Source organism: Ruegeria sp. C8 (assembly GCF_056537565.1).
This window is the reverse complement of record NZ_JBQFRV010000007.1, coordinates 113,795-140,424: the sequence shown is the minus strand read 5'-3', so window position 1 is coordinate 140,424 and position 26,630 is coordinate 113,795. Positions and strand designations below refer to the sequence as shown.

The 26,630-nt window shown below is 60.0% G+C and carries 25 protein-coding genes; 14 read left to right on the top strand and 11 right to left on the bottom strand.

Annotation, left to right across the window (positions count from 1 at the left end; all coding sequences use genetic code 11):
* The first annotated feature begins 51 nt into the window (after window positions 1-51).
* Genes ACR0KL_RS11410 through ACR0KL_RS11400 form a run of 3 tightly spaced genes read left to right on the top strand, consistent with a single transcriptional unit; the run spans window position 52 to window position 5,176 of the window.
* On the top strand, window positions 52-1,758 hold the full coding sequence (locus tag ACR0KL_RS11410) for an ABC transporter transmembrane domain-containing protein (RefSeq protein WP_480777042.1): 1,707 nt from the start codon (window positions 52-54) through the stop codon (window positions 1,756-1,758).
* A complete protein-coding gene (locus tag ACR0KL_RS11405) occupies window positions 1,755-3,845 on the top strand; it encodes an ABC transporter transmembrane domain-containing protein (protein WP_480724336.1) in 2,091 nt (696 codons plus the stop codon). Before ACR0KL_RS11410 ends, ACR0KL_RS11405 begins: the two co-directional genes overlap by 4 nt.
* A 2-nt stretch (window positions 3,846-3,847) precedes the next feature.
* A complete protein-coding gene (locus ACR0KL_RS11400) occupies window positions 3,848-5,176 on the top strand; it encodes an HlyD family type I secretion periplasmic adaptor subunit (protein WP_480777041.1) in 1,329 nt (442 codons plus the stop codon).
* A gap of 6 nt (window positions 5,177-5,182) precedes the next feature.
* On the opposite strand, the gene ACR0KL_RS11395 is transcribed toward ACR0KL_RS11400, so the two are convergent.
* Genes ACR0KL_RS11395 through ACR0KL_RS11385 form a run of 3 tightly spaced genes read right to left on the bottom strand, consistent with a single transcriptional unit; the run spans window position 5,183 to window position 7,232 of the window.
* Window positions 5,183-5,977, bottom strand: coding sequence for an iron chelate uptake ABC transporter family permease subunit (locus tag ACR0KL_RS11395; RefSeq protein WP_170675856.1), 795 nt, complete (start codon window positions 5,975-5,977; stop codon window positions 5,183-5,185).
* Window positions 5,977-6,717: a metal ABC transporter ATP-binding protein gene (locus tag ACR0KL_RS11390; protein WP_170675857.1), complete on the bottom strand. Its 741-nt coding sequence runs from the start codon at window positions 6,715-6,717 to the stop codon at window positions 5,977-5,979. Before ACR0KL_RS11390 ends, ACR0KL_RS11395 begins: the two co-directional genes overlap by 1 nt.
* Before the next feature lie 2 nt (window positions 6,718-6,719).
* On the bottom strand, window positions 6,720-7,232 hold the full coding sequence (locus tag ACR0KL_RS11385) for a transcriptional repressor (RefSeq protein ID WP_480777040.1): 513 nt from the start codon (window positions 7,230-7,232) through the stop codon (window positions 6,720-6,722).
* A gap of 57 nt (window positions 7,233-7,289) precedes the next feature.
* On the opposite strand from ACR0KL_RS11385, the gene ACR0KL_RS11380 reads away from it, so the two are divergent.
* Both ACR0KL_RS11380 and ACR0KL_RS11375 read left to right on the top strand, forming a co-directional pair.
* Window positions 7,290-8,390 carry a zinc ABC transporter substrate-binding protein gene (locus ACR0KL_RS11380; protein ID WP_480777039.1) on the top strand — a complete coding sequence of 367 codons (1,101 nt, stop codon included), beginning with the start codon at window positions 7,290-7,292 and terminating at the stop codon, window positions 8,388-8,390.
* A 155-nt stretch (window positions 8,391-8,545) separates the two neighbouring features.
* A complete protein-coding gene (locus ACR0KL_RS11375; RefSeq protein ID WP_480777038.1) occupies window positions 8,546-10,729 on the top strand; it encodes a Tex family protein in 2,184 nt (727 codons plus the stop codon).
* A 2-nt stretch (window positions 10,730-10,731) separates the two neighbouring features.
* Here ACR0KL_RS11375 and ACR0KL_RS11370 read toward each other — a convergent pair whose 3' ends face one another.
* Genes ACR0KL_RS11370 through ACR0KL_RS11350 form a run of 5 tightly spaced genes read right to left on the bottom strand, consistent with a single transcriptional unit; the run spans window position 10,732 to window position 13,677 of the window.
* Window positions 10,732-11,844, bottom strand: a complete 1,113-nt coding sequence (locus ACR0KL_RS11370) for a TonB family protein (RefSeq protein WP_170675861.1) — start codon at window positions 11,842-11,844, stop codon at window positions 10,732-10,734.
* Entirely contained in the window at window positions 11,841-12,218 is a 378-nt protein-coding gene (locus ACR0KL_RS11365) for an ExbD/TolR family protein (protein WP_170488189.1), read from the bottom strand. Before ACR0KL_RS11365 ends, ACR0KL_RS11370 begins: the two co-directional genes overlap by 4 nt.
* A gap of 4 nt (window positions 12,219-12,222) precedes the next feature.
* Window positions 12,223-12,549, bottom strand: a complete 327-nt coding sequence (locus tag ACR0KL_RS11360; RefSeq protein ID WP_170549377.1) for a biopolymer transporter ExbD — start codon at window positions 12,547-12,549, stop codon at window positions 12,223-12,225.
* 31 nt (window positions 12,550-12,580) lie between these two features.
* On the bottom strand, window positions 12,581-13,246 hold the full coding sequence (locus tag ACR0KL_RS11355; RefSeq protein WP_170549375.1) for a MotA/TolQ/ExbB proton channel family protein: 666 nt from the start codon (window positions 13,244-13,246) through the stop codon (window positions 12,581-12,583).
* On the bottom strand, window positions 13,243-13,677 hold the full coding sequence (locus tag ACR0KL_RS11350) for a hypothetical protein (protein WP_480554946.1): 435 nt from the start codon (window positions 13,675-13,677) through the stop codon (window positions 13,243-13,245). The genes ACR0KL_RS11355 and ACR0KL_RS11350 overlap by 4 nt, the downstream gene beginning before the upstream one ends.
* Window positions 13,678-13,908: 231 nt before the next feature.
* Here ACR0KL_RS11350 and ACR0KL_RS11345 point away from each other — a divergent pair, with 231 nt between their 5' ends.
* From ACR0KL_RS11345 to ACR0KL_RS11305, 9 genes are all read left to right on the top strand, one after another.
* Window positions 13,909-14,259 (top strand): MbcA/ParS/Xre antitoxin family protein, encoded by a 351-nt coding sequence (locus ACR0KL_RS11345; protein ID WP_170378480.1) that lies wholly within the window; start codon window positions 13,909-13,911, stop codon window positions 14,257-14,259.
* A complete protein-coding gene (locus ACR0KL_RS11340) occupies window positions 14,259-14,771 on the top strand; it encodes an RES family NAD+ phosphorylase (protein ID WP_170675862.1) in 513 nt (170 codons plus the stop codon). Before ACR0KL_RS11345 ends, ACR0KL_RS11340 begins: the two co-directional genes overlap by 1 nt.
* An 82-nt stretch (window positions 14,772-14,853) precedes the next feature.
* Complete coding sequence (locus ACR0KL_RS11335; protein ID WP_170675863.1) at window positions 14,854-16,374, top strand: caspase family protein; 1,521 nt, start codon at window positions 14,854-14,856, stop codon at window positions 16,372-16,374.
* Window positions 16,344-17,045 carry a hypothetical protein gene (locus ACR0KL_RS11330; RefSeq protein WP_170675864.1) on the top strand — a complete coding sequence of 234 codons (702 nt, stop codon included), beginning with the start codon at window positions 16,344-16,346 and terminating at the stop codon, window positions 17,043-17,045. Before ACR0KL_RS11335 ends, ACR0KL_RS11330 begins: the two co-directional genes overlap by 31 nt.
* Window positions 17,046-17,056: 11 nt before the next feature.
* Window positions 17,057-17,461: a hypothetical protein gene (locus tag ACR0KL_RS11325; RefSeq protein WP_170675865.1), complete on the top strand. Its 405-nt coding sequence runs from the start codon at window positions 17,057-17,059 to the stop codon at window positions 17,459-17,461.
* Between the two features lie 220 nt (window positions 17,462-17,681).
* Window positions 17,682-19,778, top strand: a complete 2,097-nt coding sequence (locus ACR0KL_RS11320) for a hydantoinase/oxoprolinase family protein (RefSeq protein WP_170675866.1) — start codon at window positions 17,682-17,684, stop codon at window positions 19,776-19,778.
* Window positions 19,775-21,415 (top strand): hydantoinase B/oxoprolinase family protein, encoded by a 1,641-nt coding sequence (locus tag ACR0KL_RS11315; protein ID WP_480777037.1) that lies wholly within the window; start codon window positions 19,775-19,777, stop codon window positions 21,413-21,415. The genes ACR0KL_RS11320 and ACR0KL_RS11315 overlap by 4 nt, the downstream gene beginning before the upstream one ends.
* Window positions 21,412-22,479: an aminotransferase class I/II-fold pyridoxal phosphate-dependent enzyme gene (locus ACR0KL_RS11310; protein WP_170675868.1), complete on the top strand. Its 1,068-nt coding sequence runs from the start codon at window positions 21,412-21,414 to the stop codon at window positions 22,477-22,479. The genes ACR0KL_RS11315 and ACR0KL_RS11310 overlap by 4 nt, the downstream gene beginning before the upstream one ends.
* Window positions 22,476-23,213, top strand: coding sequence for an aspartate racemase/maleate isomerase family protein (locus ACR0KL_RS11305; protein ID WP_170675869.1), 738 nt, complete (start codon window positions 22,476-22,478; stop codon window positions 23,211-23,213). Before ACR0KL_RS11310 ends, ACR0KL_RS11305 begins: the two co-directional genes overlap by 4 nt.
* A 4-nt stretch (window positions 23,214-23,217) precedes the next feature.
* Here ACR0KL_RS11305 and ACR0KL_RS11300 read toward each other — a convergent pair whose 3' ends face one another.
* The 3 genes from ACR0KL_RS11300 to choW all read right to left on the bottom strand — a co-directional run bounded on the left by ACR0KL_RS11300 (window position 23,218) and on the right by choW (window position 26,560).
* Entirely contained in the window at window positions 23,218-24,573 is a 1,356-nt protein-coding gene (locus ACR0KL_RS11300; RefSeq protein ID WP_170675870.1) for an MmgE/PrpD family protein, read from the bottom strand.
* A 127-nt stretch (window positions 24,574-24,700) separates the two neighbouring features.
* Window positions 24,701-25,726: a choline ABC transporter ATP-binding protein gene (choV, locus tag ACR0KL_RS11295; protein WP_170549346.1), complete on the bottom strand. Its 1,026-nt coding sequence runs from the start codon at window positions 25,724-25,726 to the stop codon at window positions 24,701-24,703.
* Window positions 25,727-25,729: 3 nt separating this feature from the next.
* Window positions 25,730-26,560 carry a choline ABC transporter permease subunit gene (gene choW / locus ACR0KL_RS11290; RefSeq protein WP_170378502.1) on the bottom strand — a complete coding sequence of 277 codons (831 nt, stop codon included), beginning with the start codon at window positions 26,558-26,560 and terminating at the stop codon, window positions 25,730-25,732.
* Between the last annotated feature and the right edge of the window lie 70 nt (window positions 26,561-26,630).

Here is a 26,630-nt window from a genome sequence, read left to right as displayed (position 1 = left end):
CTTAAACGCCGCGACCCCAGACCTAGGGGGCAAATAAACGGGCGTTAACACATGAAAGCGAACAGGTCGGTCAAGCGCAGCACAAGGCTGCGGATGGGTATTCCGCTTCTGGCGGCGTCGCTTTCCCTGAACATCTTGTCCCTTTTGGCGCCTATCACCATTCTGCTGATCTTCGACCGTATCATCCCCTTTCAATCGACCGAGACGTTGCGCCTCCTGACCTGGGCACTGGTGGTCTGTGTAGGGCTTGAGTTTGCATTGCGTTGGGCGCGTTCTGTTCTGTTGACAACCGGGGCTGAAGAGAGTGCCGTCGCCCGCCAACGCCAATTTCTGGAACAGGTATTGAACGCAAATCCGATCCGCTTCGCTCAGGACACCGCCAGCACCTATTTCGATCGCTACATGGCGATCAGCCAACTGCGAGAACACCAATCAGGTCAGAGCCAGACGCTCGTCATTGATCTGCCATTTACGATCCTGTTCGCCCTCATGATCGGCTTGATCGGAGGGTGGTTGGTTCTGGTTCCCATTGCCGCGCTCTGTATCGTTTTAGTGATTGCGGTTGTGATGAAGCATCAGCAATGGTCCCTGTTTGAGCGTCGCAAGGCACTGGATACCCGCCGCTATGCGTTCCTCTCGGCCCTGATGTCCAGCCTGTCCACGGTCAAAGCCAACCGGATGGAACCTCAGATGGCCCGAAGGTTTGAGTTGCTTGAAGACCAGACTGTCGACGTCAGCCGCAAGCTGATCCTGTTCTCGGGTTTTGCGCAGAGTTTTGGCGCTGTTTTCGGGCAGATCATGGTCGCGGCAATGGGCTTGTTGGGGGCCTATCTCGTCATTCAGAACATGATCGGAATTGCCGAATTGGCGGCCTGTATGCTTTTGAATGGTCGTATCATTCAGCCTTTGACCAAGATCATGGCGATATGGGTTCAGTCAGAAAGCGTCGCTTTATCCCGGCGGAAACTGCGCGAAATGGACAGTATCTCGCGGCAACCGCCAAGCTGGGCTACGCACAAAAAACTGAAAGGTGATTTGCGGGTCGAAGGGCTATGCCTGCCTCACCCGCAAAACAAACAGGCCCCCAGTCGCCCTGTGAGTTTTCACGTGCCAGCTGGCACTGGGATACTGATAGAAGCGGAAGAAAGCTGGATGGTCGGTGCCTTCTTCGCGACCATTTTGGGCAACCAAAAGCCCAATGCTGGCTCGTGCCTGATAGATGAGGCTGCAACAACCGAACGGCCCGCCCTTGTAGGTCGGGGCGGAATAGTGGCGCTGGAGCGCGACCCTGCGATCCTTTCAGCAACCTTGCTGGACAATCTGACCGCGTTTGGCGGCGCCGAAACGGCTGAACATGCCAAACAGATCGCTGCCACGCTTGGTTTGGAGCAGCGTGTTCACCGGCTGCCAGAAGGCTACAATACCCAGCTGGGCAAGGGGTCGAGTTTTGAAAGCGATCCGGTCAACCGACAACTGATCGCGCTGACCCGAGCCCTTGCTTTACGCCCTCGGATGTTACTGATGAATGAACCCTCGTCTGTTCTGGACGCACCTGAGCGTCAGGCCTTGGCAACCTGTTTGAAAACGCTTTCGCCGCGCCCCACTCTGGTGATCGCAAGCCCCGACCCCCGGTTGCACCAGCTGACGGATCAATCCGCCCAGCTGGGCAACATCCGGACCTCCGATCTGCTTCAATGGCAAGAGGATGCCTATCGAGACACTGATGAAGCGTGCCGCATGAAAAGAGGTGCCGCATGACCACTTTGACGATTGAAAACACCACTCAGCTTTTCCAGTCGCTCCTGCAGGCAAGTGGTTGGAAACATGACCGAGACAGCCTGATCGAAGCGTTTCCACACTTTTCCCAACGCCTGCAGCCGGGGGACATCAAACAAACCCTGGAAAATCTCGGAATACCATTCGCACAAGTCAGGTGTCGGATGCACGAGATCGCGGCCTCGGACTGTCCTGCCTTGGTCGTACCCGATCATGGGCCAGCCTTTCTCGCGCTTAACAGCAAAGGCGCGCATGTACTGGTTGATGATGCAAAGGCGGAAAATCCGCGGTTTCAAAAGCTTCCGCGTCACCGGTGCACCCTGTTTCGGATCGATCGTTTTGCCTTTAACCGAACCACGAAAACGCAGATCACCGTATCACAGGCCTTTCGCGACCTCCGCCCGATCCTGCCGGGTCTTTTGTTTGTCTCCCTGCTCAGCAACATTTTGGGCCTTTTCACCCCGCTGCTCATGATGGCAGTATACGACCGGATCATCCCGTCGGGATCTGTTGACATGCTGCTGTCACTGGCCGTTGGGGTCGCCGTCGTCGCGGCGACGGACATGGGCTTTCGCCACATGCGCACGCGCTCGCTGACATATATTGGCTGGCGCGGCGAACAAAAGCTGATGACAGCCTTGTTCCGAAAACTGATGTCCCTGCCACTGGGCCAAATGCAAAGCTCAGGCGTGAACCAACACCTGTCCCGGTTCCGCCAGTTCGAGGCCCTCCGAGAGATGTTTACCGGGCAGATGATTACCACGCTTCTGGACCTACCCTTTGCCTTACTGTTCCTCGCCGTTCTGCTCTATCTTGCGCCAAGCGTTGGGCTTTGGACATTTGGCTTGGCGGTGGCTTTGGCAATAGTGGGATTGATCACGATCCCACGTCAAAAACAGCTCGAAAGGAAAGCCGCACGGGGCGCCTCACTCAGCCAGCTGGCGGTACAAGACGCAATCGTCCATCAAGGCGCCTTCGCAAATCTCGGCATGCAAACGCCTTGGCTCCAACGCTGCATGCCTTTGATCGAAACCAGTGAGGAAAGCACAAAGCGCGCTCGGCAATTTCAAGCACTTGCGCAGTCATTGGGGCAAACAATTGCGGCCGTAGCCACAACCGGTGCAATTATATTGTGCGCCCATGCCGCGATGTCCGGAGCTTTGAGTTTTGGCGCTCTGATCGCCTCAATCGCCTTGGTGTCAAAGATCTTCGGACCCATTCAGGCGCTGTATACCGGATTTCCGCAGCTTATGTCTTTCCAGGCCAGCCGCAGCCAGGCAGACCGGGTGCTGTTCCTGCCGCAAGAGATGGAGCTTGGCCTCGGCTGGTCCCACCAAAAAGCGCTGAACGGTTCCATCGTGTTTTCTTCGGTTACATACCGCCCGGATCCACTCCGCCCTCCGATCCTGTCGCAAGTCAGTCTGGCATTTAAGCCGGGCGAAGTCGTGGTTGTCCTGAGCAGCGACACAGCCGCGCGTGCCGCCATTCTGGATCTAATCGATGGTCTGGCCTCCCCGATTGGGGGAACGATCGAGCACGACGGGATCGACATCCGCCAAATCGCGCGGGACGAGCTGCGCGAATCGGTCACCTACGCGACTTACGAGAAATCACTGTTCTATGGCACAGTTGCGCAGAATTTCCGTTTGGCCGCGCCGTCCATTTCCGACATGGGAATTCAAGCCTCGCTGGATCGGATGGGCTTACGACAAGGGCACAGTATGCTGCCAGACGGTGCGCAGACGCGCCTTTCCGATGAAGCCCTTTCGCAAATGCCAGATGAGATTTTGAAATCTCTCACCCTCGCACGTAGCATGGCACGACCAGCCTCGGTCTACCTGTTCTCGGAACCGACAAACGGACTGAACGACACCCGCCGTCAAGCGTTCAAAACATGGGTCAAGGATAAGGCCGGGGGCCACACTGTGATCATCGCGACCGCAGATCGTTCGTTTCTGAACATCGCCGATCGATTCATCTATCTCAACGCGGGCCAGGTTGCTGTGAACGACACCGGAGAAGTCGGGCGCAAGAAGATGTGGGCCGCCCTGAAAACGCTTGGAGCTTGAAGATGGTTTTCCGAACACATTCCGCAAACCGAGAAGGACTGCTTGACCGCAGCGCTCGACGAAAGCGTGCCCGCGCGCCTCGGTTCGCGGCGTTTCTCGCGCTAGCTATCACCGGTTTTCTTGCCAGTCTGATCGCTTTGTCATGGAGGACCGATGTCCCACAGATCACACGCGCGCCGGGCACCATCGTTCCCATGGGCCACTATGTTCAGATTGAAACCATGGAAGGCGGGATTGTCCGTTCAGTCCATGTGCAGGACGGTCAAACTGTGGAAATCGGTGATGTTCTTGTCCAGTTGCACCACCCGGAACTGACACAAGAGATGGAGGTCCTGTCCGCGCAAGCCTCCTCTGTCGCGCGGGATCTAGGAAATGCAAAGGCCGTGCTTGCCATGCTTGAAGGCGATGCTCCGCAGAGGTCCACCCAGATACAAACGCTTAGAAATTCAGGTCTGACGACGGCTGCAGCCCGTATTGAACTATTCCTGGAAAGCCAGAAAGTTCAGCGTGTTTCGATTGAGCAGCAAACCAAGACATTGCAAATCCTTGAAGGCGCCGCAGAGTTCGCGCGCCAAAGGGTCACAAAGAAAGAGCAGGTTCTGGATCGCTACGCGAAGCTGCAAACGCAGGGCCTTAAGTCTCTCAGCGATTTTCTGGAAGAAGAAGACGAAGTCGACGCCATGCGCGCCTTTGCCGAAGACGCTCGTGTGCGCGTTGCTGAGGCGCGCAACGCTTTAACCCTTGCAAAAGCGGCGCTCGCGGAAGAGGCCCTGACACTGAGAGAGGACGTGCTAACCCGCATCAACGCACTGGAACATGAACATCATCAGTTGCAGACCTCGCAGAAACTTTTGGAAACTAGGCTTGCCGACCTGCGCCTGATTGCTCCGGTGCGTGGTGTGATACAGTCGGTGGCCTCACCCAATCCGGGAGAGGTTATTGCCCCCGGCGAAACGCTTTATGAGCTGCTTCCGACCCGGCAGACCCTGATGGTCGAGGCGCGCATTCCCAATTCCGACGTGGGGCATGTGGCTCTAGAACACCCGGTGGCGATCAGCGTCGATACATTCGATGCCCGCCGCTTTGGCAAGGTCGAGGCGCGGTTGCAGTCGGTGCATCCTCTGCCCATGACCGACGAGAAAACGGGCGAGACCTATTTTCGGGCCTCCTTCGTCCTGGCTGGCTCAACAATCGGCATCGGCGCGTTCAACCGTCCGCTGCAGGCGGGTATGACCGTTGTGGCCGAGATGACAACGGGTGAGCAGACACTTCTCAGCTATTTGTTGAAACCGGTCCAACTGACCTTGGAACGCGCCTTTAATGAAAGGTAAGGCGCTCTAGCGCTTGTGGCCTTTCCATCCCAACAGGCTGAAACAGGCAAACAGGATTGCCGCGACGCACACAATTGACGGCCCTGCAGGTGTGTCGAACACGTAAGCCGCCCGTAAACCGGCTACGGCGGAAACCGCTCCGATGGCTGCGGCGATCAAGGCCATGGACTCGGGCGATCGGGCGAGGCTGCGCGCAGCAGCCGCCGGAATGATCAACAAGGCTGCGATCAGAAGAACGCCCACGACCTTGATTGCCACCGCGACGGTCACCGCCAGAGACAGGGTCAGGATCAATTGCTCGCGCTTGGGGTCGTACCCGCTAGCATAGGCCAGTTCTTCGTTCAGAGTCGCGGTCAATAGCTGCGACCAGCGCCAGCCGATCAAGGCAACAACCAGCGCCGCGCCGCCCCAGATCACGGCAAGGTCCGCGCGCGAAACGGCAAGGATGTCACCGAACAGATAAGCCATCAGGTCAATGCGGACGCCGGAAAGAAACGATACGGCAACCAAGCCAAAGGCCAGTGCAGAGTGGGCCAGAACGCCCAATAGTGTGTCCATCGCGTATCCCCGCCCGGACAGCAACGTAACTGTCAACGCCATTGCCAAAGCTACGGCCAAAGCGCCCGTGAAAACCGACATCTGAAAGGTCAGCGACAGCGCAACACCCAGAATGGCCGCATGCGCGGTTGCGTCGCCAAAATAGGCCATTCGGCGCCAGACCACGAAACATCCCAGCGGAGCCGCCGCAAAAGCCACACCAATCCCGGCCAATGTCGCGCGGGTCATAAAGTCATCCAGCATTATTCTGCAGCGTCCTGAGAGCTATGATCGTGGTCGTGATGATGATCGTGGTCGTGCCGATACAGCGCCAGCGCTCCTCCGGTCCCTGTCCCAAACAAGGCGCGATATTCAGGGGCTGAGGCCACAACAGCAGGCGAGCCTTCGCAGCAGACATGACCGTTCAGGCAGATCACCCGGTCCGAAGCGCTCATGACCACGTGCAACTCGTGGCTGATCATCAAAATGGCGCAGCCGGTCTCGCGGCGCACGGTTTCAATCTGCTGGTAAAAGGCCGCTGAACCCGGTTGATCCAAACCCTGCGTCGCTTCGTCCAGCAAAAGGATATCCGGGTGGTTGATCAAGGCCCGCGCCAGCAGCACGCGCTGGAACTGCCCGCCGGACAATTGTGTCATCTGCCGCTTCAACAGATCGGGCACGCCGGCTTCCTCAAGCGCCTCGGCACAGCGGGCGCGGCTGACGTGATTGGTCAGGCGCATAAAGCGCTCGACTGAAATGGGCAGGGTCGGATCGATATGCAGTTTCTGCGGCACGTAACCGATCCGTAGGCCCTGTTTGCGTGTAATCCGCCCTTTGGCCGGTTTGGTAGCCCCGATAATGGCGCGCAGCAGACTTGTTTTGCCGGACCCGTTCGGCCCGACAATTGTCACAATCTCACCGGGTTCGATGATCATATGGACATGGCGCAGCACGGTATTGGCCCCGTAGCTCACGCTCAGGTCTTCAACGGTGACAAGGGACATTGCTAGGCCTTTTCGGTGCAGTCAGAGCAGAGACCTTCGGCTTCTACTACAGTACGTTCAATTTCAAAACCCACGGCGCGGGCAGCATCGCCAAGGGCCCCGCTATCAACGGCCGAGGATGCCTCGGCCACCGCGTCGCACCCGCGGCAGATCATGAACACCGGTGAATGCGTCGCCCCCGGATGGGCGCAGGCCACAAAAGCGTTCAGGCGTTCGATCTTATGGACAAACCCGTTCTCGACCAGAAAATCCAAGGCGCGATAGGCCACCGGTGGCTGTGAACCGAACCCCTCATCCCGCAGGCGATCAAGGATGGCGTAGGCACCAAGCGCCCTGTGTTCCTGCAACAGCATTTCCAGCACCTTGTGGCGCACAGGCGTCAGGCGAAGCCCCTCGGCGTTGCACTTTGCCTCGGCCATGGCAAGGCCGGTTTCCACGCAGGACACGTGGTCATGATCATGGAACCCCACCGGCGCAGCTTCGCTGGTCAAGTTCTGTTGCCTCTGACTTGTCATGTTATCTTATATCATATATGCCGCGATTAAATGTTATAAAATCACACAGAGGGTCCAATGTCCAGAAACCTCCTTTCCTTTTCGATCACCGCTACATTGCTGGGCGGAACAGCCATGGCCGACGTCCCGAATGTGGCCGTTGATATTGCCCCGGTGCATTCGCTTGTGGCCCGTGTGATGGACGGGGTGGGCGAACCCAGTCTGATCGTTCAGCCGGGCGCCTCACCGCATGAATACAATCTGCGCCCGTCCGAGGCGGCAGCTTTGCAAGAGGCGGATCTGGTCTTCTGGATTGGCGAAGATCTGACGCCGTGGATGGAAAACGCTGTCGAAACGCTCGCTGGCGGCGCGGCTGTAACAACGCTGCTGGAGGCGGACGGAACCACTCTGCTGGACTTCCGCGAGGACGCGCTGTTCGAAGCGCATGATCACGGCGATGACGAGGATCATGACGATCACGGTCATGAAGATCATGGCGATGATCACAAAGACGAACATGCGCATGATGATCATGACGATCACAAGAATGAACATGGTCACGATGATCACGACCATGACAAGGAAGATGACCACGCGCATGACGACCATGGTCATGAAGAGCATGCAGACCATGATGATCATGACGACCACGAAGGTCACGCGCATGGCGAACACGATCCGCATGCCTGGTTGTCGCCTGCAAACGCCGGAACATGGCTGAACGTGATTGCCGCTCAACTCTCGGCTGCTGACCCAGAAAACGCTGGTAAATACTTTGAAAACGCAGCCGCCGCGCGCGCTGAGATGGAGGCGCTGTCAGCCGAGATCGCAGAAACGCTGTCCCCGGTTAAAGGTGGTAGCTTCATCGTGTTCCACGACGCCTATCAGTATTTTGAAAATGACTTCGACTTCCCGGCCTCCGGTGCGATCTCGATCAGCGATGCGTCCGATCCTAGCCCTGCGCGCATCGCCGAAATTCAGGGACGCATCAAAGAGGAAGGGATTGATTGCGTTCTGTCAGAGCCGCAGTTCAACCCAGGCCTGATCGCAACCGTGATGGAAGGGTCCGAGGCCAAAACCGCCGTGATCGACCCGCTTGGCGCCGAACTTGAGCCCGGCGCGGCGCTCTATCCCCAACTTCTGCGCAATATGGCGAACACATTGGCTGAGTGCCTTTAAGGTACACCAAAGCCCGGCCCGACCCACGGCCGGGCCTCGAACACAGGCAAAGGGGCAGACCGTTTCAGGAAATCTTGCCCCAATGCGCTGACCCTCTTCCCCTCTGCCAAAACGCTGTCTAAGAAGTCCTTCCGACCCAGTATCAGGAGGCCCCCTTGGACCGTATCGCCCGCACAATCGCCACCGAAATCAACGCGCGCGCGGATCAGGTCTCGGCCGCTGTACGATTGCTGGACGAAGGCGCGACCGTGCCCTTCGTGGCCCGCTATCGCAAAGAGGCGACAGGCGGGCTGGACGATACGCAGCTACGAACCCTCTCGGACCGGTTGACCTATCTGCGAGAGCTGGAGGCGCGGCGGCAGACAATCCTGACGTCGATCAAGGATCAGGGCGAGCTGTCGGACGATCTGGCGAAATCCATCGCCGGGGCCGAGACCAAGGCGCAGTTGGAAGATATCTACCTGCCCTACAAACCCAAGCGGCGCACCAAGGCGATGATCGCCCGCGAAAACGGGTTGGAGCCGCTCGCCGACGCTATTCTGGCCGACCGCAACGCCGACCCGGAAGCCCTTGCTCAGGGCTATCTGTCCGAGGCTGTTGAAACGACCAAGGACGCCTTGAACGGCGCCCGTGACATCGTGACCGAGCGGCTGACGGAAAACGCCCTTCTGCTGGGTAAGCTTCGCAATTTCATGCAGCAAGAGGCGCTTTTGTCTTCGAAACTCGTTGAGGGCAAAGAAAAGGAAGGCGCGAAGTTCAGCGACTACTTTGACCATTCCGAGCTTTGGGCGACTGCCCCCTCGCACCGCGCGCTGGCCATGTTGCGAGCCTCGAAAGAGGGGATCGTCACGCTGGATATCGCCCCTGAGCCCGAGGCGGGCGCGGCGCGGGCTGAGGCAATTGTTGCCTCGCATCTGCAGATCCGTGGCGATGGTCCCGGAGACAAATGGCTACGCAAGGTTGCAGGCTGGACATGGCGGGTAAAGCTTTCCCTGTCGATGATGGTTGAGCTGATGGCAGATCTGCGCAGCCGCGCGCAGGATGAGGCGATTCAGGTGTTCTCGCGCAACCTCAAGGATGTTCTGTTTGCGGCCCCGGCGGGCGCGCGGCCCACGCTGGGTCTGGATCCGGGCATTCGAACCGGCGTCAAGGCCGCCGTGGTGGATACCACCGGCAAAGTCGTTGCGACAGACACGCTCTATCCGTTTCAGCCGAAAAACGATCTGAGGGGGGCGCAGGCGGCGATCTTGGACCTGATCTCGGCCCATGAGATCGAGCTGATCGCCATCGGCAACGGAACCGCTAGCCGTGAAACCGAACGAATGGTCGCCGACACACTCAGCCTGCTGCCCAAGTCGGTCAAAGCCCCCACCAAAACAGTCGTATCCGAGGCCGGGGCCTCGGTCTATTCCGCGTCTGAACTGGCCGCGCGAGAGTTCCCGGATCTGGATGTATCCCTGCGCGGCGCGGTCTCGATAGCGCGCCGTTTGCAAGACCCGCTGGCCGAGCTGGTGAAGATCGAACCGAAATCCATCGGGGTTGGACAATACCAGCATGACGTGGACCAGCATCGCTTGTCCCAGTCGCTGGCCTCGGTCATCGAAGATGTGGTGAATGCGGTTGGTGTCGACCTGAACACCGCCTCGGCCCCGCTGCTGTCGCATGTGTCGGGCCTTGGCCCCGGTTTGGCCGAGGCCATCGTACAGCACCGGGATCACAATGGTGCGTTCCAGTCCCGCAAAGACTTGCTGAAGGTCGACCGCCTTGGGCCACGCGCCTTTGAGCAATGCGCAGGTTTTCTGCGCATCCGCGATGGAGAGGAGCCGCTGGATGCCTCATCTGTCCACCCCGAAGCTTATGACGTCGCCCGCCGCGTGGTCGCTGCCTGCGGCCGGGATATCCGTCAGATCATGGGACATGACGGGGCGCTGAAGGGCTTGCGGGCTGAACAATTCGCCAATGAGACCTTCGGCCTGCCCACCATGCGCGATATCTTTGCCGAGCTTGAAAAACCGGGCCGTGATCCGCGCCCCAGCTTTGTCACAGCGTCGTTCCGGGACGGCATCGAGGAGATCACCGACCTCAAACCCGGCATGCTGTTGGAGGGAACGGTAACCAATGTGGCCGCGTTCGGGGCCTTCGTGGATATCGGCGTTCATCAGGACGGGTTGGTCCATGTCAGTCAATTGGCGGATCGGTTCGTCAAAGACCCGCATGAGGTGGTCAAAACCGGTCAGGTCGTGAAGGTACGAGTTGTCGAGGTTGACGTCCCCCGCAAACGGATTGGCCTCACCATGCGCAAAGATGGCGGGGCGCAGCAACGGCGCGGAGCGCGCTAGGCTCAGCCGTTCTGGTAGTAGAAAGACAGTTTGCGGCTGACACCACCGGGCGGCGGCGGGAAAGGTGCGGCCCCCCTGACCTGCTCCTTCGCAGCCCGATCCACCTGGTCCGAGCCCGAGCTGGTGATGACCTCGACCCAGGCCAATGAGCCATCCGGGTCGATCTGAAAGAACACCTGCGCATAGCCGCGAACCGGTGCGTAAACCTGAGGCGCGCGGTTCAGATGCACCAGAACTTGTCCGGCATAGTTGGTCGTGGTGGAATTGCCCGGCCCTCGCCCGCCGGACTGGTTGCCCCGGTCATTGCGGGTGAACGCGTCAATCCCTTCGCGCTGATAGGCCGCCAATGGGGATTCAATGGTTTGTTCGGGGAATTTCAGGTTGTCGAAATTGCGCGTACCGGGCAGCGCAGGTTGAACCTCGTCCGAGGGCGTCCGATTGGGCAAACGCGGCCGAAGAGAAGTTGCCACCGCCTGCTCGGAGCCTTCGCTGTCCTCCACAGGTTCGGCTTCTTCCGGTAAAGGCTCCACCGCGATTTCTGGCTCAACAGCCTCTTGTTCCAGCGGCACAGGCGCAACCTCGACGGGCGGCAACGCGGCCAGTTGCTCGGCCTCTGGCGTTTCGACCGGCTCAACCGGCTCTGCGGCACTGGCTTGCGGGATTTCGACGACATCAGATGGCTCGGCCAGTGGCGTTGCGTCGACCTCATCACTTGCTGCCGTTTGCGTCTCCGACTGGTCAACGGATTCGGTCACCTCCGGCTCTGGCACCTCGGCCTGACCGCCATTGGAGGCGCCGGTGTCGGGCGCGAATGTCTGCTCTTGCGGATCGGGCGAAGCAACCAGAGCTTCGCTTGTCGGAATCTCCGCTTCTTCGGGCTCAGGCGAGGTTTCGACCGGAGGTTCGGGCACCTCCGCTTCTTCTGGCTCGATCGGTTCGGGTACCCGTTCGGCCAAATCCTCAAAGGCCGTGCCGAGGGTCACCGCATCTTCATCATCGCCCACAACGCTTGGCGAATTGGTCAAACTGGCTGTGGTCATGCTCAGCCCCAGAATATGCACCAAGAGCGAAACCAGAACGGCCACAGCGGCGATGATGGCCGAGGTGCGGATCATTCGATTGCCTGCTGGGTGACCAGAAAGACCGATTTCGCACCTGCACGCCGCAGCGCACCTGTCACCTCGATCAGACGCGGGCCCGAGGCCGCGCGGTCTGGCACGATGCGGACCTCTTCGCCCTCATGATCCGCCATGTATGTTTCCGCGTCCGTGGCCTGCCCGCGAAAGCTGAGCGATCCGTCTGCATGCAGGACCAGCGCATCCGGCGGCTCACGCCCCTCCAGCTCTGCGGTGTCGACCAGCTCAAGATCAGGGTCCAAAGGGGGGGCCACGGTGCCGGCGATCAGGAAGAAGACCAGCATCAGGAACACCACATTGATCAGCGGGATCGTGGAGTCGCGTCTGCGGCGCTGGGGTGTCTGGCGGATCATCGGCCTACTCCAACACCGTCACGGTCAACCCGTCGCGACCTCGTAGAGGAACCAATACATCGACAAGGCGTTGCGCCGAGGTATCGGCGTCGAGGCTGATCAGAACCTGCCCGGTTTCAACTTGCGTCAGCAGATCTGCCAAGGTGATCGAGGCCCCGTTCAGAACCAACCGATCCGGACCAAGCTGCAGAAACACTCGGTCCGCCGGTGCCGAGCCCGCGCCACTGCCAGCGGCGGCCTGCGTCAATTCAATCTCAGCAAATCGCGAGAAGGTGGAAGAGAGCATGAAGAACAGCAGCAACAGAAAGATGACGTCGATCAGCGGCGTCATCGACAAGGGGCGTCTAACAAAGGGCGCCGTGTTACGCATGTTCAGGGGCGGCGCGCGGGATCTGTGCCCCGGCCGTTGCCTGCAGCGCGTGACCGGGCACCAGAATGGTCCGCAGCGCTTTGTCCGCAAACACCCGCTCACGCGAAGTGCGGCTTTCCAGCCACGACAGAACCATCGAGGTCGGCATCGCCACCGCAAGTCCTACAGCCGTTGTCACCAGGGCGACCCAGATCCCACCGGCCAGCAGCGACGGGTCCACCGAGGAACCGGCGGTTTGCAGGCTTTGGAACGCGTTGATCATGCCAAGCACCGTTCCGAACAATCCAAGCAGCGGGGCAAGCTGCGCCACCGTGTCCAGCAGTCGAAAGCCGCGCTCCAACCCAGCAAGGGCAAGACCGGCCTCGGCATCCAGACGGTCATCCACGCCGGGGACGTCCACCCCATCCATCGCGGCCCCAACGATCGGTGCAAGGTAGCTGCTGCTGTCGTTCAACCGCGCACGCGCCGCGGCGCGATCCCCTGCATCCCAGGCAGCCAGCGCCTCGGACAGGACCTTGTGGCGACCAACACCACAAGCCGCGAACTGCCACAGTTTATACAGCGTGACCGAGAGAGTCAGAACCGACATCACGATCAAGATGCCAACGACCGGCCCGCCAAGCGCCAGAATTTCACGCAAAGTGCCCAAGAAATTCATCCCAAAAGCTCCACTTTGACCCGGCTGCTGAGGCTGAGCGTATCGCGACAGATAGTGCTATCCGCACCGTCGACCACGCAGGTATTGGCACCGTTGATCAAGGCGCGGCCCACCTGCGCGCAATCCCTTCCCGGCAGATCAAACTGCCGCACGCGCGGGCGATCCGCAGGAAGATCTCGGAAATCGAAAAGGGAAAGGCTGACAACGCCGCCTTCGGTGTCGAAGATCACGGTCTCGAACACGGCCTTGTCGATTGAGACCCCGGTTCCGTTCTGCACCAAAAACGTCAGACGGCAGGCATTGCCCACATTCTGTGCTGTGTTCAATTCGACGGACAGCGCCTCAGACGGTGCGCTTTCTGACTGCGCCCAACTGACGGCTGGCGACACGGCCGCGAACAATGCCGCAAAAGCGGTGCGATGAAACGACATGGATGGGCTCCCGCTGTTTTCTTGCCATTTGAGACCTCATACCCGAGGCTGCGAACAGGTAAAAGGGCCGCTCGGGCTGTCGTCAATCAACGGGTGGTCCCAAGTTGGTGAGGATCATGTCGTCTGCCAAGGGGTTTGATGAGGTTCGAGACGCAGCGACACGGTATGCTTCCTTGAAAATCAGCGATAGTGACGCTAAATACTGTCAAAGTAACAGGATTGGAGGGTGGCATGCAGATTGCTCAATTCGCCGAAGGCGGGCTGTTTGAGCCTCGGAAAATCGCGGCGGCTCTGCGTACATCCGCCGAAGAGGTCGCCTTGACCGTGGGGTTGGGCAAGGATGCCCTGCAACGCCGCACGCGCATTCAATCCGACAAAACGCAACGCCGCCTGCGCGAACTGGTCGAAGTTCTCAACAAGGTGCAACCGCGCTTTGGCTCGGATCTGATCGCCTATGCCTGGTATCGATCGGAACCCCTGCCCGGCTTTGACGGGCGCACCGCCATGCAACTGGTCCAGGAGGGTAAGGCGCAGCAGGTGTTGGAGTACATTGATGCCGTCGATGCCGGTGTCTATGCCTGATGCCGCTTGACGAGGGCTGGTATCGTGGGCCGCTTTTTCGCGCATTAAACCCGGTCTACGCGCGCGATCCCCTCTCGGGTCGCGGGGCAGAGAAATATGATGGTCGGTTCAACGCGAAGGGAACACCTGCGCTCTACACGGCGCTGGACCCGGCCACGGCCCTGCGCGAGGCCAATCAGGTCGGGGACTTGCAGCCGACGATACTGGTGTCCTACCATGCGGATTTAGGCCCGATCTTCGACACAAGAGACGAGGCCACCTTGACCCAATACGGAATGACCGCGCCCACACTGGCCGATCCCGGTTGGCGGTCAGCCATGCTGGATCGTCGCGCTGTCCCGACGCAAGATTTGGCCTCGCAATTGATCAAGGACGGTTTTCTCGGTTTGCTGGTGCGCAGCTTCGCGCCGGGGACGACACCGGCAAACCTCAACCTCGTCCTCTGGCGGTGGAGCAGTTCGGATACGCGGCTGACCGTTGTGGACGACGAGGATCGACTGGGCAGGCTATAGAGCTCCAATCTGTCTGTGCAGTCCAAAACCCATGCGCTAAGGTGACGGTATGACTCGGTTCCGATTTTTGCTAGTTTGCATAATGTCTTGTCTGGTTCTGGCGACAGGCTCGGCCCGGGCGGCTGATCGTGTGGCCTTGTTGATCGGCAATTCCGACTACCGCGCCCCGGATATGGCCTTGCGCAACCCAGTCAACGATGTTGAGGCCTTAGGCGCAGCGCTGCGAGAGCTTGGCTTTGCCGTGACCGAGGCTACCGACCAGAACGCAGCCTCGATGGATCGGGCCGTCCACGCCTTTGGGCAAGCGGCGCAAGGCGCTGAAATGGCTGTTTTCTTTTACGCCGGTCACGGGGTTCAGATCGGCGGTCAGAACCACCTGATCGGCACGGAATTCTCGGGCAGTGACCTGAACGCACTCAGCCGGAGTTCGATCACCATCGACCGCGTGCGCGATGTGCTTGCCAAGGCTGGGCCGGATGTCGGCATCCTTCTGCTGGACGCCTGCCGCAACAACCCGTTCTCGGAGAGAGGGATGGTCGAACAGGGCCTCGTCCGCATCCGAGGCGGTGCAGGTTTGCTGATCGCCTATGCCACTGACCCCGGCAACGTGGCGTATGACGGGCTGGGCGACAACAGTGTCTTCACCTCGAGCCTGCTGGATCATATTGCAACGCCAGATCTGGATGTGCGGCTGATGCTCGGTCGGGTGCGTCAGCAAGTGGTTTTGGACACAGAAGGCCGCCAGATCCCTTGGGTCGAAGAATCCGTTCTGGATGAACATAGTTTTGCGCCGGGTTTGCCCTCAGCTGGTCCCACGGACGCTTTTGAGGCCGATATGGCACATTGGCGGAGCATTTCCGCAAGCAGCGATCAATCTGACTTCAAGGACTATCTGCAAACATACCCCGATGGCCTGTTCGCCGCTTTCGCGCGTGACCGGATTGAGCTGCTGAGGAACACCGAAACCGCCCCGGCCGCGCCGATCAGCGCCACGCTGGCTGCTGCGGAACCCGACAAGCTGGCCGCGGCCCTTTCCACCCTTGGGCTGATGCCAGATGGGCCAAGCCGGAACCTTGAACCGGCCCTCGATCAGTATCGCCGTCGCTTGCCGCTGCAGGAAACCGCAACGCCAGAGCGTCTGTTTGAAGACGCCGCCGAAGTCTCGGTCTTTCTGGCCGCCACGACATTGCAGAGCCTGCGCACAGATATCGTTGCACTGCGCAGTGTCGAACGCACTCTGGCTGTTGCTGAAAACGCCTTGGGTCAAATCGAAGAGATCGCCCGCTCGGACCCTGCCGCGCTGCCGGTACTGCAACAGGCCCGCAATGATATCTACGACATCTATCGCTCACGCGGTGTCATTCTAAGGCGGCTGGATCAAAGCCGCAGTTATTATGATGAACTTTTGACCCGCGCCGTGGTGTTCTTTCCATCCGAGCCAGGCGCAGATTTCTTTGACGCTGCAGCAACTTCGCGTAACCTCGGGCAAGCTCACGCGCGCCTGAGCGAGGATGCCGCATTGTTTCTGCGCCATGTGGCGCAGGCAGAAGACAGTAAAAAAGGGAGTTATCAATGGCTGGCAGATCTTATTCCACCCGGCTGATCGCCTCCGTGTTAGGGGCATCGTTGGCTCTGTCCGCCTGCGGTGGCAGCAGCGAGCCGGAAACGCTGAGATCCGTAGGCGCTGGATCAAGCCAGGCCGAGGCCGATCTGGCAAAGCAAGCGGCAGCCTTGCAAAAGACAATCCTGCAAGGGGCGATTGCAGGTGGTGTAGCGGGTGGCGCGATCGGCTTTGGGCTGGGCGGTTCTGACGACGTAGGCACAGGCGTCGCCCTCGGACTGGGTGCTGGCGCTCTGGCAGGCACCTATGTGGCCTATGTGCAGCGCAGCTATGCCGGGCGCGAAAGACGGTTGCGTCAGATCAAATCCGATCTGGACCGGAACGCCGCCGAAATGCAGACCACGTTGAACGTGATGAACGAAGTTCTGGTGGCTCAAAAAGCCGAGTTGGACGCACTGAACGCCCGCGCGGCGGCAGGCACCGTAGATCAGGCCGAGTTGCAACGAGAGCTGACCGAGGCCAATGGCAATCTGAAACAGATGGAACTGGCCATTGACGGGGCAACCAGACGGCAGGCGGAATTTGCTGAGGCGCGCAGCCTGACGATCAAGCGCCGCCAAACCACTTCGCCCATTGACGGTGATCTGCAGGCTCTGTCCAACCAGATTTCGCAGATGCGCGGGATCGCCAGCGATTTGGCGTCGTCGCTGTGACAGGGCAGAACATGATCACACGCATTGCTCTGCCTTGCTTTCTTTTGGCCGCCTGCCAAACCACGACAGACCCGGCGGACGGAGGGTTCTTCGCCGGAGTATCCGGCATTGCGACCGGGGCCTATGATGACCGGATCGAGGCCGCCGAGGGCGATGTGGCGACAGCTCAGGCCCGCAACGACGCATTGGCCGCGCAGATCCGATCCTCTGAGACTGAACTGGCGCAGCTGAAATTGAAAATCCTGCAACAGCGCGATGCAATTGGCGGCGGAGACCCCGCCACAGCCGCCAGAATCGACAGGGTGCTGAACGCAAAGCCCCAAGGCACCACTGCCGAGGCGCAATTGCAGGCCCTACAGCGCAGTATTTCCGAGGCCCGCGCGCTAAGTGCGGATTTGGCGCGGCTGTCGGGGTAAGCCCTGCAGCGAAGTTCAGGTTTTACGTCGTTGGAATGCCGCGATGTCGCAAATGCGCTAGCAGTGACGTAAAAACCGCCCGACAATTCCTCATGACTTGTCAGTGCATCCCAACTCGTATGGATCGCCGGGCCACCGGCTGCAACTTGGTGGCACCGCGTCGGTAACAAGCCGAACGGGCGCCATGCCCTAACTGTTACAGACGACAACGGACCCCTCCATGACAACTGCTCTGCGCCTCGCCATAGATATTGGCGGCACGTTTACCGATTCCGTCCTCGTTTCAGGCAATGAGACGATACTGGCTTCGACCAAAACCCTGACCACTCACCAAAATCCGGCCGAAGGCGCAATGGAAGGGGCGCTGCGCGTCACGCAAAGCGCGGGACGGTCCCTGGCCGAGGTGACCGGCTTCATCCACGGCACCACACTGGCCACGAACGCTCTGATCGAGCGGCGCGGGGCCACCGTGGCAACCGTCGCGACTGAAGGCTTCCGCGATATCCTCGAAATCGCCTACGAACGGCGCTATGCGCAATACGATATCAAACTGGAAAAGCCCGACCTACTTGTCCCGCGTGAGCGCTCTCTGACCGTTCGAGAGCGAATGTCCGCGACCGGTGAGGTTCTGATCGAACTGGAAGAAGGCGCTATTGACGCGCTTCTGGCTGAAATCGACGCCAGCGGGGCAGATGCGGTTGCGATTTGCCTCATGCATGCTTACGCGAACCCCACGCATGAACGTCGGTTGCGCGATGCTCTTGCCAAACGACGCCCTGATCTGACCGTGTCGATCTCATCCGATGTCAGCCCCGAGGCGCGCGAGTTTGACCGTCTCTGCACTACGGTTGCCAACGCCTATATCCAACCGTTGATGGAGACCTATCTGACCCGCTTCGTCAAAAAGTTCGAAGCCGAAGGGGTCACCTGCCCAATCCTGATGATGACCGCAGGTGGCGGGATGTGTACCGTGCAGACGGCCATGCGTTTCCCGATCCGGCTGGTCGAAAGTGGCCCTGCCGGAGGGGCTATTCTCGCCGCGCACATCGCCGCTCGGGCCGGGTTGGATCAGGTTTTGTCCTTCGACATGGGTGGCACGACTGCCAAGCTCTGCCTGATCGACAATGCCCGACCCCAAACCTCGCGGCAGTTCGAAATCGCACGGGCCGCGCGGTTCATCAAGGGCTCGGGCATGCCGGTACGTATCCCCGTGATCGAGATGATCGAAATCGGCGCGGGCGGAGGTTCCATCGCCGGGGTGGACCGGCTGGGCCGTCTGACCGTTGGGCCAAAATCGGCTGGCTCGGAACCCGGCCCAGTGGCTTTTGGGCGCGGCGGGACCGAGCCGACTGTGACCGACAGCGATATCACTCTGGGCTACATCGTGCCCGACACTTTTGCCGAAGGATTCATCAAGATCGACCCCAAGGCGTCAAACGGCGCGTTGCAACGCGTGATTGGCACGGCGTTTGAAACCGACGCGACAGGGGCCGCTGATGGGGTCAGCCGCATCGTGGATGAAAGCATGGCCAGCGCCGGGCGGATGCATGCGGTGGAATCGGGCAAAGACCTCGGGGCCCGCACCATGATCGCTTTTGGCGGCAACGGCCCTCTCCATGCCAGCCGCGTGGCCCGATCTGCGGGTGTCAGCCGGATCGTGGTGCCCCCAAATCCCGGTGTTGGCTCGGCGGTAGGGTTCCTGTTTGCACCTGTGTCGTTTGAGATCGTGCGCTCGTACTATTCTCTACTGGGTACGTTGGATTTCACGGCGATCAACGGCCTTTTTGACGATATGATCGCCGAGGCCAGCGCCGTTGTTACCCAAGGTGCCGGAGATGCACCGACCGAAATCCGACGCTCAGCCTTCATGCGCTACAGCGGTCAGGGGCATGAGATTGAGATTTCGCTGCCCGACCGCACACTTACCCCCGAAGACCTCGCCCCGCTGACCGAAGCGTTTGAAACGGAGTACCGCAAGCAATTCTCGCGCCCCGTTCCGGGCATGCAGATCGAGATACTGAACTGGGCTGTGCAAGTCGCGACTCCGGACGCTGTCGTTCCCGAACTGCTTGCCAGCCCGGCGGTGACCACGATGACGCCTTCAGAAACCCGACCCATCATTTGTGATGTAGACGGGCAGAGGAAACAGGCTTGTTTTGTGGCTCGTGCCAATCTCAACCCCGGCGACCACATCTGCGGCCCCGCGCTGATCCATGAACCACAGACGACGACGCTCGTCTCAGCCGATTTTTCGGCCCATGTGGATGCCATCGGAAACCTCGTCCTGATCCGGAACCAGAAAGGAGGCACGCAATGACCCCTGCCCGACTACAAGTGATGTGGAACCGGCTGCTGGCGGTTGTCGAGGAACAGGGCCAAACCCTGATCCGCGCCGCCTTTAGCCCGATCGTGCGCGAATGCGGCGACATTTCTGCCGGGATTTTCGACGTGAACGGCCGGATGCTAGCGCAAGCCGTCACTGGCACGCCGGGCCATATCAACACCATGGCCGAAGCCGTTCAGCACTTGCGCACCGCCTTCCCGGTTCAGACGATGAAACCCGGCGACATCTATATGACGAACGATCCATGGCTCGCCTCGGGTCACTTGAACGACTTCCTTTTGATGATGCCCGCGTTCAAGGATGGCAAGGTCGTCGGCTTCACTTCATGCACCTCGCATCTGGTTGACCTAGGCGGGCTGGGCATGGGGCCTGAGGGTTCGGACATTTACGACGAGGGCCTGCTGATCCCGCCCTGCAAATTGGTCGAGGAAGGCACGCCGAACGCCCTTCTACTGGACATCATCCGCGCCAACAGCCGTGAACCGGTGGCTAATGAGGGCGATATCTACGCCTTGATCGCCTGCTGTGAGGCTGGGGTGAACCGGCTGGTGTCTATGATGGAGGAATTCGGCATCGACGATCTGGACGCACTGGGGGCCTACATCATCGAGACCTCACGCCGGGGCACTCTGGCCGCCATCGCCGAGGTGCCTACTGACGTCTATAAAAACGTCCTGAAGATGGACGGCTATGAGAATGAACTGGAACTGCACGCCACCCTGACCGTCACCGCCGACGGGATGCATGTGGATTTCACTGGCACCTCCGGCTGTTCGCGCAAGGGCATCAACGTGCCGCTGAACTATGCCACTGCCTATACCGTTTTTGCCCTGCGCTGCATTGTCGGGTCGGACATTCCCAACAATGCAGGCTCTCTGGAGCCGTTCACTGTCGATGGTCCCAAGGGCTGCATCCTGAATGCGCAGCGGCCGGTGCCCGTCGCGATGCGCCATACGCTGGGTCAGGTGACCCCTGATTTGGTTCTGGGCTGCCTGCATCAGGCCCTACCCGATCAGGTCCCGGCCGAGGGCGCATCCTGTATGTTCGACCTGCCCATGCGCCATGCACCTGAGGTCGCCCGTGACGGAGGCCGCGAATTCGCGGTGGAGCCCGTGCATAACGGCGGCACGGGCGCGCGGCCTCATGCGGATGGGTTGTCGGCAACGGCCTACCCTTCGGGCGTGTTCGGCAGCCAGGTGGAGATCACCGAAAGCGTCGCCCCCGTCACGATCTGGCGGCGCGAGCTTCGGCCAGACTCGGGCGGTGCGGGCAAGTACCGCGGCGGGTTGGGGCAGCGGATCGAGATGACCTCGGCCAACGGCGCGCCCTTCATAGTCTTCCTTTCGGTCGAACGGCTGAAATTCCCCGCGCTTGGTCGGATGGGTGGCCAACCTGGAGCGCCCGGACGCATCCGGTTCCGCGACAGCGACGCTGACATCCCCGGCAAGGGCGAGCTTCGGGTTGAAGACGGCGACTACCTGATCTTTGAAACCCCCGGAGGGGGCGGCTTCGGCGACCCGACAGACAGGAATCCTGACGCGCTGGCACTTGATCTCAAGCGTGGTCTGATCAGCGCCGAAGGGGCCAAAGCATACGGAGGAGGCTCATGATCCGGCCCGTCCCTCATGTTGGCGCCATGGCCGCCTATGCGCTGGCCGATCTTGGCGGTCCTCAGACGATTTCACTGGCCCAGAACGAAAGCGCTTTTGCCGCCAGCCCTGCCGCAATTGCCGCCGGACACGCGGCGATGGCCGACATGCCACTCTATCCTGATCCGGAATGGCCGGACCTCCGCGCAGCGATAGCCGAGGTGCATAGGCTGGACCCGAGCAACATCCTTTGCGGCGCGGGATCGATGGAGCTGATCGGTTGCCTGATCCGCGCCTATGCCGGGCAAGGGGACCGCGTGCTGGGTACAGACTACGGCTACGCCTTTGTTGCCTCAGCGACCGCGCAGGTGCAGGCGGATTATGTCAAGGCGCGTGAGGTCGACCTGACTGTTTCGGTGGATGGCATTCTGAGCGCAGTCACTCCAGAAACCCGCATCGTCTTCGTCTGCAATCCGGGCAACCCGACCGGAACGGTGATCCCGAACACGGAAATTCTGCGCCTACGGACCAGCCTTCCCAAGAATGTTCTGCTGGTCGTCGATCAAGCCTACGCCGAGTTCTCGGATGCCGAACATGAACCGGCAGAGATATTCGCTATGATTCAGCGCGGCGATACGGTCATCACCCGAACGTTTTCCAAAGCCTATGGGCTGGCGGGCGCTCGGGTCGGATGGGCCTATGCTCCGCAGGATATTGCAGCAGAACTGCGCAAGTTGTTGAATCCCAACAATGTCTCGATCCCCTCGCAGGCTGCAGCTGCCGCTGCAATGCGTGATCAGACGCACATGCGAGAGGTTGTGGCAACAACTGCCCAAATCCGCGATGAGTTCACCGAAGATTGCCGCGCTTTGGGGTTAACCGTCCTGCAAAGCCACACAAATTTCGTCTTACTGCGTTTTGCTGCAGTTGATCAGGCGCTGCGGGCCGATGCTGCTTTGCGCGCAGAACACCTGCTGATGCGCGGGATGGGCGGTTATGGCCTGGGCGATTGCCTCCGCGCCACGATTTGCACACCAGACGTGATGAACCGCGCCCGCGATGTGCTGAAAGGAGTGCTGACATGACCGAGACCCGAACCGCGGCCAAGATCGGCGTTCTGGTGCCTTTCACCAATACAAATCTGGAGCCGGATCTGGCATTGATGCGCCCGCCCAACACCACGCTGCATTTCCAGCGCATGGGCGGGTATGACGTGGACGAAATCCCCGGCTCGGATCAGATGGCTGGTCTGGGCGCGTCGGATATCAGCCATGATTTGCGGATGATTTCTGGCGTGCGGCCCGACATCGTTCTTTACGGCTGCACCTCGGCCACGCTGACCCACGGCCCATCTTTCGACGCCGAGTTGGCCGAACAGATCAAATCCGGTGCCAATGCCAAATCAGTCACAGCGGCCGGTGCTCTGATCGCCGGCATTCAGGCGCTGGCGGCCCGCAAAGTCGGCTTTTCGTCGCCCTATCTGGGCGAGATCAATACGCAGGCCATGGCGTTCATGGCCCAAAACGGGATCGAAACGGTCAAATGCGCCGATGTCGGCCGCGAATTGGGCAATTACGGTCAGGGAGAATTGACCCCGGGCGAAGTCTTCGACCTGGCCTGCCAGGCCGACCACCCACAGGCCGAGGCGATCGTTCTGAGTTGCACCGATATGCGGTCCGTTGAGGCCATCGAACGGATTGAAGCCGCGCTAGGCAAACCCGTTGTCACATCCAATCAGGCGATGATGTTCTACTTGCTGCGCGAACTTGGCCTACCACGGCATCAGGGGCTACCGGGGCGATTGTTCGACTGTGTTTGAGGGGCTAGGACCCGGACGGAGCGTCATAGATCAACGCCCCAAGATCCGAGAATGCCGATGCCGAATCTCTCAACCCCAGTATCGTGTCGCGTATGGACGTGGCCCTTGTTTCGCCGAGCGACGGCACCGCGAACTCCATGAATTTTGCGACCACTTCGGCTTGATCCATCGGGGCCTCGGGGCCGCCGCGCGCATGGACGTCGCCAGTTTCCAGCACCCGCCCGTCGTGCAAGCGGATCGTAACATCGGCGATGCGACACTCGGGGAACCGAGCCGAATGGCGCGCGTCTTCGGCAACGGAAATACGTTCCAACAAAGACGCCACCAAAGGATCAGACAGACCCGCGCCCGAGATATGCTCAACCCCGATCCGCCCATAGGCCATCATCACTGCCACCGCAAATGGCAGCGAATACTGCGCCTTTGAGGTGTCGTCGGGCATGCCCTGAAACAAGCAGGCGCTCTCGCGGAAGGTATTGACCTGCACCGAGTCGATATCTTCATGGCTCAGGTCATGGTCGCGCATGAGCTGACGGACAGCGTCGATCGCAGCGTGTGCCCAACGGCAGATCGGGTAAGGTTTCACATATTGATGCTGCATCTGCCAGAACTGGCCAAGGTCCTGCCAATGGATCGTGACCTCTTCGGCTTCGATTGTGATCGCCGGCGCGCCGGTAAAGCCTTTCTCGGCCAAAACCGCCGCAGACACACCGACCAAAGCCCCCCAGCCCGATCCGTCATGCAGCATTGTGGGGTTGGCGATCTCGCGCATCATCTGGCTGCGGGGGCCGTGATATTCAGCGATGCCCATGGCCTGCCGCAATTGGTCCACTCCCAACCCACGCAACCGAGCCGCGACGGCCACGACGCCCAAGGCGTTCCATGCCCCTGACGTGTGATAGTCGCTGACTGTATCATGCAGAGAAATCCCGGCGCGCCCAGCGACCTCATACCCGATGGTGACAGCGGTCAGAGCTTCGGGACCCGAGAAGTCCGGCAACGTTTCCGCCAGCGCACAAAGCGCCGGGACAACAACGACACCGATATGCCCTTTGGTCGGGTTATACCCGTCATGCCCATCCAGATTGTCAGTCTGCGTTGCGGCAGCATAGGCAGACCCTGCGGCGCTGACCCGGCGGCCATCAAACAGCATCCGCGCGCTGAGCGCCTGATCACCTGCCCCGTAGAGCGCAAAAGCGGTTTCTCTGGCGATACTCCCAGCCGCCATAGGACCTGACGCTATCGTAATGCCCAGCGTGTCGAGCAGCATTAACGCGGCGGCGTCAAGCGTCGCATCGGGGATATCCTCGGGTGTTATACCTAGGGTAAAATCAGCAACTCTTTGGAAGGTATCTGTCACGGCCTGCTCCTAGCTCAACACCTCTCAAGGCAGGTTAGGAGGTTTCGAATGGGATGGCACGAAAACAATTGAGAACGAACGGTCCGGCGTTCTAGTGTCGGACCGCCCCATGTTTAAGGTCAGAGGGTTACTGCCCCATCGGATCAACCAGCTTGTTCAACACACGGTCTTTTGTGACCTGACCGATGATCGCCCCGTTCTCGATCACGCCAACCGGTGCGTTGTTCTGGTCAAAGCCCTGAATGACGTCGCGAATATCCGTATCCGCATCAATCGAGCGGTCCGGCGTGCCGGTCGCAGGCTCCATCACATCCCGCGCGCGCAAAACGCCCAGAGGGTTCATATGCGCAACGAAATCGGCTACATACTCGTCCTCGGGTTTTGAGTAGATCTCGGACGGGGTGCCGCATTGCACGATGCGACCGCCCTCCATAATGGCGATGCGATTGCCGATCTTGAAGGCCTCATCAAGGTCATGGGACACAAAGATGATCGTGCGTTTCAGCTTTTCCTGAAGGCGCAGCAGCTCATCCTGCAGCTTGGTCCGGATCAGCGGATCGAGGGCCGAGAACGGCTCATCCATCAACAGGATCGGTGCCTGAGTGGAAAAGGCTCGGGCCAGACCGACGCGTTGTTGCATACCGCCCGAAAGCTCTCCGACCTTACGGTCGGCCCAGTCAGACAGACCGACCAGAGCGAGCTGTTCATCGGTGCGCTGCAACCTCTCAGTGCGGGACATGCCCGACAGCTCCAGCCCTAGCCAAACGTTTTCACGAACCGTGCGCCACGGCAGCAGTCCGAATTGCTGGAACACCATCGCAATATGGTTCTGACGCATCCGGCGCAGGGTGCGGGCGTCGGCGTTGGTAACATCCACCATCTCCGATCCGTCCGAGACCCGCACCGCGCCGCGGATCACCGGGTTCAACCCGTTCACTGCCCGCAGCAACGTGGATTTGCCCGAACCAGACAGCCCCATCAGCACCAGCGTTTCGCCCTCATGCACGGTCAGCGAGCAATTGTGGACGCCCAGCACTTGCCCGCAGGCCTCTTTCACCGTTGCGCGGTCTTTGCCCTCGTCCATGAAGGGCAACGCGCTTTTGGGGTCGTTGCCGAACGCGATTGAAACATTGTCAAATTCAACTGCGGTCATGGATCAATGCTCCACTCTGAGGACGCGATCGAGGATGATCGCCACAACAACGATGACAAAGCCGGATTCGAAACCAAGGGCCGTGTTCACCTGATTGAGCGCCCGCACGACCGGCACACCCAAGCCGTCAGCGCCAACCAGAGCGGCGATGACAACCATCGACAGCGACAACATGATGGTCTGGTTCAGCCCTGTCATGATCTGCGGCAGCGCGTAAGGCAGTTCGACCTTCCACAGGGTCTGGGATTTGGTCGCACCAAAGGCCTCGGCCGCTTCAAGCAGAGGGGTCGGGGTTGAGGACACACCCAGATGGGTCAGGCGGATCGGAGCGGGCAAAACGAAAATCACGGTCGCGATCAGGCCCGGCACCATGCCGATACCAAAGAACACGATCGCGGGGATCAGATAGACGAAGGTCGGCAGGGTTTGCATCAGGTCCAGCACCGGCCGCATCGCCACGTAAAGCTTGGGCCTGTGCGCCGCCGCGATGCCAATAGGCACGCCAATCGCCATACAGACCAGACAGGAGGATAGAACCAGAGTCAGGCTTTCCGTCGTTTCTTCCCAATAACCCTGATTGAGAATGAACAGGAACCCCAGCGCCACGAACAGGCAAACCTTCCAATTGCGCTGCAACAGCCACGTGATACCCACGAAGACGCCCACAACGATCAAAGGATGCGGGGTTTGCAGCACCCACAATATGCCATCAATCAGCGCCTCAAGAACCCAGGACAACCAATCGAAAAATGGCTCCCCTATCTCTTGGAGCCATTCAAAAACCGCTCGGGCCGTCTTGCCGACGGGTATCTTGTTGTCGGTCAGCCAATCCATCTGTCTGCCTTTCAGAGTATTCCGGGCCTGAGATCAGGCCACAAAAAAGCCCTCCGCCACAGACGCGCGG